Source organism: Comamonas sp. GCA5 (genome assembly GCF_036541385.1).
GTDB classification, from domain to species: domain Bacteria; phylum Pseudomonadota; class Gammaproteobacteria; order Burkholderiales; family Burkholderiaceae_C; genus Comamonas; species Comamonas aquatica.
The window spans coordinates 19,276-28,325 of sequence record NZ_JAZHFR010000044.1 but is presented as its reverse complement, the minus strand read 5'-3'; the positions used below and the strand labels follow the sequence as shown (position 1 = coordinate 28,325).

7 protein-coding genes and 1 pseudogene are annotated in these 9,050 nt (G+C 69.6%); 1 reads left to right on the top strand and 7 read right to left on the bottom strand.

Annotation, left to right across the window (positions count from 1 at the left end; genetic code table 11):
• Positions 1-110 (top strand): annotated as a pseudogene (locus tag SJH88_RS11715) (IS5/IS1182 family transposase); the annotation flags it as partial.
• An 81-nt stretch (positions 111-191) separates the two neighbouring features.
• On the opposite strand, the gene SJH88_RS11710 reads toward SJH88_RS11715, so the two are convergent.
• From SJH88_RS11710 to SJH88_RS11680, 7 genes are all read right to left on the bottom strand, one after another.
• On the bottom strand, positions 192-890 hold the full coding sequence (locus tag SJH88_RS11710; protein ID WP_274754579.1) for a Crp/Fnr family transcriptional regulator: 699 nt from the start codon (positions 888-890) through the stop codon (positions 192-194).
• Between the two features lie 11 nt (positions 891-901).
• Positions 902-1,927: a M48 family metalloprotease gene (locus SJH88_RS11705; protein WP_274754578.1), complete on the bottom strand. Its 1,026-nt coding sequence runs from the start codon at positions 1,925-1,927 to the stop codon at positions 902-904.
• A 14-nt stretch (positions 1,928-1,941) separates the two neighbouring features.
• The gene (locus SJH88_RS11700) at positions 1,942-2,532 is read right to left on the bottom strand and encodes a LemA family protein (protein WP_274754577.1); all 591 of its coding nucleotides are present in this window, start codon (positions 2,530-2,532) and stop codon (positions 1,942-1,944) included.
• Between the two features lie 228 nt (positions 2,533-2,760).
• A complete protein-coding gene (locus SJH88_RS11695) occupies positions 2,761-3,165 on the bottom strand; it encodes a group II truncated hemoglobin (RefSeq protein WP_042416821.1) in 405 nt (134 codons plus the stop codon).
• 203 nt (positions 3,166-3,368) lie between these two features.
• Positions 3,369-3,740: a TraR/DksA family transcriptional regulator gene (locus SJH88_RS11690; protein ID WP_043384161.1), complete on the bottom strand. Its 372-nt coding sequence runs from the start codon at positions 3,738-3,740 to the stop codon at positions 3,369-3,371.
• Between the two features lie 210 nt (positions 3,741-3,950).
• Positions 3,951-6,473 (bottom strand): ABC transporter permease, encoded by a 2,523-nt coding sequence (locus tag SJH88_RS11685; protein WP_274754576.1) that lies wholly within the window; start codon positions 6,471-6,473, stop codon positions 3,951-3,953.
• A 52-nt stretch (positions 6,474-6,525) separates the two neighbouring features.
• Positions 6,526-8,940, bottom strand: coding sequence for a penicillin-binding protein 1A (locus tag SJH88_RS11680; RefSeq protein WP_390887252.1), 2,415 nt, complete (start codon positions 8,938-8,940; stop codon positions 6,526-6,528).
• Positions 8,941-9,050 lie beyond the last annotated feature (110 nt).

The window sequence follows — 9,050 nt, the reverse complement described above, 5'->3', positions numbered from 1 at the left end:
CGTGGCTGGACAAGAACAGGAGGCTATGGAAGAACTGCGAGCGGCTCTTGAACACCAGCCTGCAGTTCGTCCACTTGGCTTTCCTGGCCCTACTGCTCAGGAGATCGTAAACACGTTCTTATAGAGGCGGTTTTGCGTCTGTGCGTTTTCTCACGTTACAGATGTAATTGCGCCTGCGCGCCGCTCCCTGCCTATTGCGCCTCCACCAGCGCCAGCAAGCCATCCAGATTGCTGAGGAAAATGCTGCGTCCCTGGCGCTGCAGCAGTCCCAGGCGCGTCAGCCGCGACATCTCGCGGGCCACCTCTTCCCGGGTGGTGCCCAGGTAGGCCGCCAAACTGGCCTGGGTGGGGCTGGGGGACAGCAGCACCTGGTTGCCCTCCACGCCCTGGCGCTGCGCCAGGGCCAGCAGGCGCATGTGCAGGCGACTGCGGACATTCAGCGTCCCCATCTCGACCACGCGGGCCACCAGTTGCCACAGCAGGTCGGTGACGTTCTGCAGGATGCCCAGCACCATGGCGCTGTCGTGGTACAGCCATTCCTGCACGATCTGCCCCTCCATCACCGCCAGCAGCGTCGGCTGGGTGGCCTCCATGCGCACGCCCTGGGGCATGGCCTTGCAGGACAGCGCATTGCCGAACATTTGCCCCGGCAGCAGCTCGCCCAGCAACAATTCCCGGCCCTGCACATTCGCGCAGCACACCTGCACATGACCGGACAGCAGCAGGTGGATGCGCGTATCACTGAAGGGGCAAGGCACAGGCTCGCCAGCGGCCAACACGCGCCACTGCACGCGGTCGGCCAGCCAGCGCAGGCGCTCGACGTCCAAGTGCGCCAGGGCCGGCATGGTTCGCAACAATTGCCAGGAAGCCGTGGGGGTGTCCGTGTGCATCATCAACCTTGTCAAAAACCATCGGCCTCGCGCACCGCCGGCGTGGCCTGGAGTGGCAGGGGCCGCATCGGCCGGCCGTAGATGCGGGCCACCCGCAGCTCCAGGGGCGGATGGGCGTCCAGCCAGTGTTCCAGCCGGCTGCTGTCGGGGGTCTCAGCCAGCAGCATGTGCTGCACCAGCGGATGGTGCAACCCGCTATGGCTGCGGTGGTCGGCCCGCCAGCCGCCACGGTGGCGCGCGGCCGCCTGGCGCTGCGTCATCACCTTGCGCAGCACACCGCCCAGGGCGTCGCGGCTGCGCGTCCATTGCACGGCGCGGGCATCGGCCAGCAATTCGCGCTGGCGCGAAACCGCAGCCTTCAGCAAGCGCCCGCTGCACCAGCCCACAAAACCTGCGGCCATGACCGCATTGCCAAACCACCAGGCCAGGCCGCCGCGCTCACGCAGGGTTTCGCCAAAGTGGTAGACCAACTCCAGCCCGCTGACCATGCCGGCCAGCTGCATGTTCAGCCGCGTATCGCCCTCCTTGAGGTGCGAGAGTTCGTGCGCCACCAGCCCCTGCATTTCATCGCGCGTCAGGTAGTCCAGCGCCCCCTGCGTGACGGCGATCACGGCATCGTCCGGCTCCCAGCCAGCCGCAAAGGCATTGATGGCATCGGCACGCGCCAGTACCACCACCTGGGGCGGCAGCATCTGCGCGGCCACGCACAGTTCCTGCACGATGTTGCACAGCTGGTGCTCGGCCGGGGTGCTGCCCGGCCGGGCCTCGCGCGCCCCGATGCGCTGCGCCAGCTGGCGCCCCCCGGCACTTAGCTGCTCGTGCGTCAGCCACCAGCCGCCGAGGATGAGAAACAGGGTCACCCCCACATTCACGGCCACAAAACCCTTGGGATAGTACAGGTGCGCAAACAGCAGCCGCCAGGCCAGCGCCAGGCCGCCATGCACGGCTGCCAATGCGGCCAGCACACACAGGCCGAACAGCAGCACCAGCCAGCGCGTGGTGCGCCGGGCATCGCTTTGCCAGTCCCAGAAACGCATGGGGCCGCCGGGGCTCAGAACCGCACCTGGGGCGTGGCGCGCTCCTGCGCATTGGCCGTGGACTGCAGCATGTCCAGGTGCATAAAGCCCAGCAGGCGGGCCCAGAGCAGGTCCGGAAACTGGCTGGCCCGGTCGTTGAATTCCATGACCTGGTCGTTGTAGGCCTGGCGGGCGAAGCCGATGCGGTTCTCGGTGCTGGCGATTTCTTCGGCCAGGCGCTGCATCTGGGCGTCGGCCTTGAGTGCGGGATAGGCCTCCATCACCGCCATCAGCCGCCCCAGGTTGCCTCCCAGCACCTGCTCGGCCGCCGACAGGGCAGCCAGGGCCTGGCCGTCTCGTGCACGATCGCGTACGGCATCGCTGGCCGCCACCGCTTGGCTGCGTGCGCGTGCCACGGCTTCCAGGGTGGAGGCTTCGTGCTGCAGGTAGCCCCGCGCCACCTCCACCAGGTTGGGAATCAGGTCGTAGCGCCGCTTGAGCTGGACGTCGATCTGCGACCAGGCGTTGTCCACACGGTTGCGCAACTGGCGCAGGCGGTTGTAGACCGCGATGCCCCACAGCGCCAGCACGGCCACGATGGCCAGCAAGACCCACAGTGTCGTCATTGGCAGCTCCCTCTCACGGTTGGTTGGTGCCAGCTATCTTAGTGGAGCGGTGGATCCGCACCTGGATTGCGCCTGTGGCACCGCGGCCGGCCCGCGGCGGTGCGCCGGCACGCGCCCGGGGTGAGCGAATGCGGAGCCCACCGCCGGTGAAGCGCCCAGTCCGCACCCGGCCGTGGCCGGGGACCCGTGGTACAGCCCTGGCACACCCGCAGGCCGCCAGGGACCGGCTCACACGCCCTTGTTGCGCATCCAGTCGGCCGTCTGCATGAAGCTGCTCTTAAGCCGCACGCGCAAGGCCTCGGGCACCTCGGTCTCCTGCATCGCCTGGTCCATGCACGCCACCCACTGGTCGCGCTCCAGGATGCCGATGGCGAACGGCATGTGGCGCATGCGCAGGCGCGGGTGGCCGAAGCGCTCCACATAGTGGTCGGGGCCGCCCAGCCAGCCGCACAGGAACCAGAACAGCTTCTGGCGCGCATCCTCCAGCGTGCTGCCGTGCGAGGCACGGAGCTCGGCGTAGCCGGGCTCCAGGTCCATCAGGTCGTAGAAACGATCCACCAGGCGGCGCACGGGGGCTTCCCCGCCGATCCATTCAAACGGTGTGTCGTACGGGGGCTTTTCTTCTATCTGCATGGCACGGACCCAGAAATACAAACCAGCCTGCAGGGCAGGCATCCATGCCTGGGAGTGTGCCAGTTGTGCCGCGCCGGGGGGGGGACCAGGGGTTAAGTCTCGGCCCTGCCCCGGCGCCGGCGCCCGGCTGGCAGGGGGCCGGGGCTACCGTACAGGCCCGTACAGGCCCGCAGCGACACGGTGGCGCACCAGCGGCTGCGGCGCTAGCCCTTGGCCTCCAGCTTGGTCTGGCACTGGATGCAGCGCTTGGCCGAAGGGAAGGCCTGCAGGCGGGGCACGGCGATCGCCTTGCCACAGACCACGCATTCGCCGTAGCTGCCATCGTCCAGCCGTTGCAAGGCGGCGCGCACGTCCTGCAGCTCCTGCTGGTCGCGCACGGCTTCGGCGTAGCGCACCTCGCGGTCGGCCGTCTCGTGGGTCTGGTTGGCGTCGGGCTCCGGCGGCATGTCCTCCGCGTCCTCGGCCTGCTGTTCCTGTTCCTGGTGCGCGGCCGCCAGCTCCTGCCGCAACTGCTGTTCACGCTGCTGCAGGAGGTGGCGAAACGTCTGGAGTTGGGTGTGTGTGAGTGCAGTCATGCAGCCATGATTGCCAAGCGGCGTCCGCCCCCCGGGTCAGCGCGCAGCGCATCCGCACGTCAGCCAGAACGGCGGGGCCGCTGCACGGCGGGGTGCACCCACCTCTTCAAAGATGAGAGCTGCCAGTGCTTACCCATCCACGCTTTCAGACGTTAATCACCATGAAAAGGTCTATCCACATGCGCCAAACGCTATGTATTTTGCGCGCCCTCACTCTGCGGCGGCGCGCAGGCTGTGCATCACCGGGCGCTGCAGCACTTCGCGCAGGCCCCACCAACCGGCCCCCAGGGCCAGCACGGCGCCGGCCAGTGCCCCAGCCAGCGGCACCCACCAGACGGCCGTCCAGGCGAATTCGAACACCCAGCGCGCCAGCGCCCAGCCCACCAGCATGGCGACGCAGCTGGCCAGGAAACCCGCCAGCAGGCCCACGCCCGCCAGCTCGGCCCGCTGCACCTGGCGCAGCAGGCGGCTTTGCGCGCCCAGGGCCCGCATGATGGCGTACTCCCGCGCGCGTTCCTCGCGCGTGGCGGTGACGGCGGCAAACAACACCACCAGCCCCGCTGCCAGCGTGAAGGCAAACAAAAACTCCACCGCGCGGATCACCTGGTCCAGCACACGCTGCACCTGGGCGATGGTGCTGTCCAGGTCCACGTTGGTGATGTTGGGAAACTGGCGCAGCAAGGCATTGTCAAAGCCCGCCTGCGCCGGCGCGCGGTAGGCCGCCATGTAGGTGGTGGGCACATCGGGCACGCTGGCCACGGGGAACATGATGAAGAAGTTGGCGCGCATGCTGCCCCAATCCACCTTGCGCAGGCTGGTCAGGTGGGCGCTGTGGCGCACGCCACCGATGTCGAACACCAGGGTGTCGCCCAGGTGCAGGCCCAGGGTCTGGGCAATGCCGTCCTCCACGCTGGCGCCATTGGCCTCACCCGCCACCCACTGGCCGGCGGTGACGGTGTTCTTGTCGGGCATGGCCAGGGCGTTGGACAGGTTGAACTCCCGGTCCAGCATGCGCTGGGCCCGGTCGTCGGTGTAGTTCTCGGGGCGGACGGCCTGGCCGTTGACCTCCACCAGCCGCCCCCGGATCATGGGGAACCAGTCGTAGCCCTGCACCCCGGCCTGCTCCAGGTGGCTGCGGAAGGCCTGGGCCTGGTCCGGCATGATGTTGATCACAAAGCGGTTGGGGGCATGCGCCGGCGTGGCCTGGCGCCAGCTGCTGACCAGGTCGGTGCGCAGCAGCACCAGCAGCACCAGGGCCAGCAGGCCCACGGCCAGGCTGCTGACCTGGACCACGGCATAGCCCGGCCGCGCCGCCAGCTGGCGCGTGGCCAGGATCAGCCAGCGTGGCGCGGCGTTCTCGCGCACCAGGCGCCGCAGCAGCCAGACGGCCACCCAGGCGAGTGCAGCAAACAGCAGAGCCGCCGCCGCAAAGCCGCCCACGGCAATCCCGCCCAGCCTGGGGTCACGGCTGACCACCATCAGCAGCGCACCAAATCCCAGCACGCCCACGCCCAGCACCCCGGCCGAGAGGGGCTTGATGGCCCCCACATCGCGGCGCAGCACGCGCAGCGGCGGCACCTGGGCCAGTTGCAGCACGGGCGGCAGGCCAAAGGCCAGCAGCAAGGTCATGCCCATGCCCACGCCAAAACCTACGGGCCACAGGTTGGGCGGCGGCAGGCCATCGGCCACCAGGCCCGCCAGCAGCCAGACAAACGCGTGGTGCACGCCCCAGCCCAGGGCCACACCCAGCAGGCTGGCCAGCAGGCCGACCACGGCGAACTCCAGCGCATACGCAGCGGCAATCCGGCGCTGGGGCAGGCCCAGCACGCGCAGCATGGCCGCCACATCGAGGTGGCCCTGGGCAAAGGCCCGTGCCGCCAGGGCCACGGCCACGGCCGACAGCAGCGCCGCCAGCAGGGCCACCAGGCTCAGGAACTTCTCGCCCCGCTCCAGCGTGCGGCGCATTTCGGGGCTGCCGCTGTCCAGCGACTCCAGGCGCAGCCCTGCCCGCCGCCCCTCGCCGATCTGGGCCTGGGCCCAGGCCGCGTAGCGCGCCACGGTTTGGGCGTCCTCGCCGGCCACGGCCAGGCGCCAGGTGATGCGGCTGGCGGGCTGCACCAGGCCGGTGGCCGCCAGGTCCTGGGCATGGATCATGACGCGCGGTGCAAAGCTCATGAAGCCGCCGCCGCGGTCGGGCTCGGCCGTGATCACCTGGGCGATGCGCAGGCTGGCATCGCCCAGCAGCAGGGTGTCGCCCACCTGCAGCTCCAGCGCCGACAGCAGGGCCGCATCCACCCAGGCCTGGCCGGGGGCGGGAATCTCGGCGGTTGCCCGGCCTGCGGCGTCCGCGGCATCGGTCACCTGCAGGCGGCCCCGCAAGGGGTAGCCCTGGTCCACCGCCTTCAGCGCCACCAGCTTGGCCATGCCGCCGCGCGCCTCGGTGGCCCGGCCCATGGTGGGAAAGACCAGGGTCGTGACATGGCGCAACCCCAGTGCCTCGGCCTGGTCGACAAAGCGCTGCAGTTGCCCGTCGTCGCTGGCGATCACCACGTCGCCGCCCAGCAGCTGGCGCGCATCGCGCTGCAAGCCGGCTTCCAGCCGGTTGGCGAAGAACGCGACCGAGGTCAGCGCCGCCACCGCCAGCGTGACCGCCACCCACAGCAGGCGCAACTCGCCCGCACGCGCATCGCGCCACAGCGTGCGCCATCCCAGTTGCCAGAAGCTCATCGTCATGCCCAGGACGATAGCGCAAGCCCGCCCCGGGCGCTGCGCCCACCCCCAGGGTTCAGGGGGCTTCGACCGGGCGCCCCAGCACGGCCGGGGGTGTTTGCTCCCAGTCCGGTGCCGTACCGGGCGGTGGTGCCCACTGCTCCATCCAGGTATCCAGCGCATCGGAAGGCGGTGGCGCTGGCGGCAGCTGCGAAGCCGGCAGGGGTGGTGTGGACTCCTCGATCACGTCGCTGTCCGGCGCGGGCGTCACTGGGGCCGGCACGGCCACCGGCGGCGGGGTGCGACCCGGAACCGGCGCCTGGGGCTGGCGCTCCGCGCCCCACCAGGCCTGCATCTGGCGGCGCACGCCATCGGCCAGCGAGGCCCACCAGTGCGACGACTCGGGCGGCGTGAAGCGCGCATGGCGGTCCACCAGCTTGCTGCGCAGGGCCTGGGCGGTGAAATCCCCCACCATGGGCAGGGCGCTGCGGGCCCCCTGGCCCCAGTGGTCGCTGCGCAAGGTGATGCGCCCGTCGTTGAACCCGGCCCAGGCGCCCACCACCAGCTCGGGGTGCATCAGTATGAACCAGCCATCGGCGTTGTTCTGCGTGGTGCCGGTCTTGCCGGCCACGTCGTCCTTGATGCCCCAGCGGCGGCGGATGTCACGCCCCGTGCCCTTGTCCACCACCCCGCGCAACATGTCGACCAGGGCGTAGTTCTCCTCCTCGTCCCAGACCTGTTCGGCCGGATGCGGGGCAAACTCGGCCAGCACCTTGCCCTGGCGGTCCTCGATGCGCGTGACCAGCAGGGGTGCGCGGTACTGCCCGCCGCGCGCCAGGCTGCCATAGGCGTTGACCATTTCCAGCAGCGACACCGGGCTGGCCCCCAGGGCCAGCGCCGGCACGGCCTCCAGCGGGCTGCTGCGCACCCCCAGGTTGCGCGCCAGGCGTGCCACCTTGGCCGGACCGACTTCCTGCACCAGCTGGGCGGTGATGGTGTTCTTGGAATAGGCCAGCGCATCGGCCAGCGTCATGCTGCGCCCGCTGGGCGGGCTGGCGTCGCTGGGGCGCCACACCTCGCCGCCGGCCAGCGTGATTTCCACGGCCTGGTCCACGCGCTGCGCATCGGCCGGCACGCCCGACTGCAGTGCGGCGCCATAGACAAAGGGCTTGAACGTGGACCCGGGCTGGCGGCGTGCCTGCTGCACGTGGTCGAAGGCATCCTGGGCAAAGTCACGGCTGCCGACCCAGGCGCGCACGGCGGCCGTGCCGGGGTCCATGGCCAGAAAGCCGGCTTCCAGGCGCAGCTTGTCCTGGCGCAACTGCTGCAGGAAGGCCTTGTCGCCCAGCAGCTCCTGCAGGGCCTCCTGGCTGCTGCGGCCTTTTTCACGCAGGGCGGCATAGGCCGTGGTCTCGCGCACCAGGCTGTGCACCAGCGGGTTGTCGGGGTTCCAGCCGTCGCGCTTGCTCCAGTTGGTGTTGGCAATGCCTTGCAGCGTACGCGTGTGGTTGCGCACCGCCTGGGTGGCCCAGGCCTGCATGCGGGCATCCAGCGTGGTGTGCACCACCAGTCCGTCGGCATAGATGTTGTAGCCATGGCTGTCGGCCCAGTCGATCAGCCACTTGCGCACCTGCTGCGCAAAGTGCGGCGCCATGCCCGAGGGCACTTCCTGGCGTTCGAAGTCCAGGCGCAGCGGACGCACCTTCAGGCGTTCGAACTCGGCCGCGGTCAGCACCTCGCGTTTGACCATCTGCGCCAGCACCGTGTTGCGCCGCGCCACGGCGCGCTCGGGGTTGCGCACCGGGTTGTAGTAGCTGGTGCCCTTGAGCATGCCGACCAGGGTGGCCGCCTCCAGCACCGACAGCTTGGCCGCGGGCTTGTCGAAGTAGGTGCGCGCCGCCATCTCGATGCCCCAGGCGTTGTACAGGAAGGGCACGGTGTTGAGGTAGGTCTCCAGAATCTCGGGCTTGCTGTAGAGCGCCTCGATCTTGAAGGCCGTGATGGCTTCCTTGAGCTTGCGGTTCACGCTGGCCGAGCGCCCGATCTCCTCGGGGTACAGGTTGCGCGCCAGCTGCTGCGTCAGCGTGGAGCCGCCCTGCAGATCGCCGCGCAGCGAGTGCCAGACCGACGCCGCCGTGCGCCACAGGTCCATGCCGTGGTGTTCGTAGAAGCGGTGGTCCTCGGTGGCGATCAGGGCCTGGACCACGGACGGAGCAATCTCGTCCAGCCCCACCCACTGGCGGTTGCTGCGCTTGAACAGCGCCAGCTCCTTGCCGTCGGCCGTCAGCACCTGGGCGGGCTGCTCCAGCTTGGCCTTGCGGATGTCGCTGATGCTGGGGGTGAAAGGCACCAGCAGCAGGGCATAGCCCAACGCCAGCGCGGGCAGCACCACCAACCATTGCCAGCGCCAGTGGCGCATGCGCTGCACGCGTGGTTGCAGCCATTCTCCCAGGGCCAGCAGGCGTGGGGACTGCGTGGCCCGCTGGCGCAGCAGCGCCCACCCGGACCGGGTCTGGCGGGCCAGCCGTTGCCCCCCCTGAACCAGGGGATGCAGCAGGCGGCGCCCAGCGCCGGCGGAATTTTCAGGCTCTTGTTCTTGCA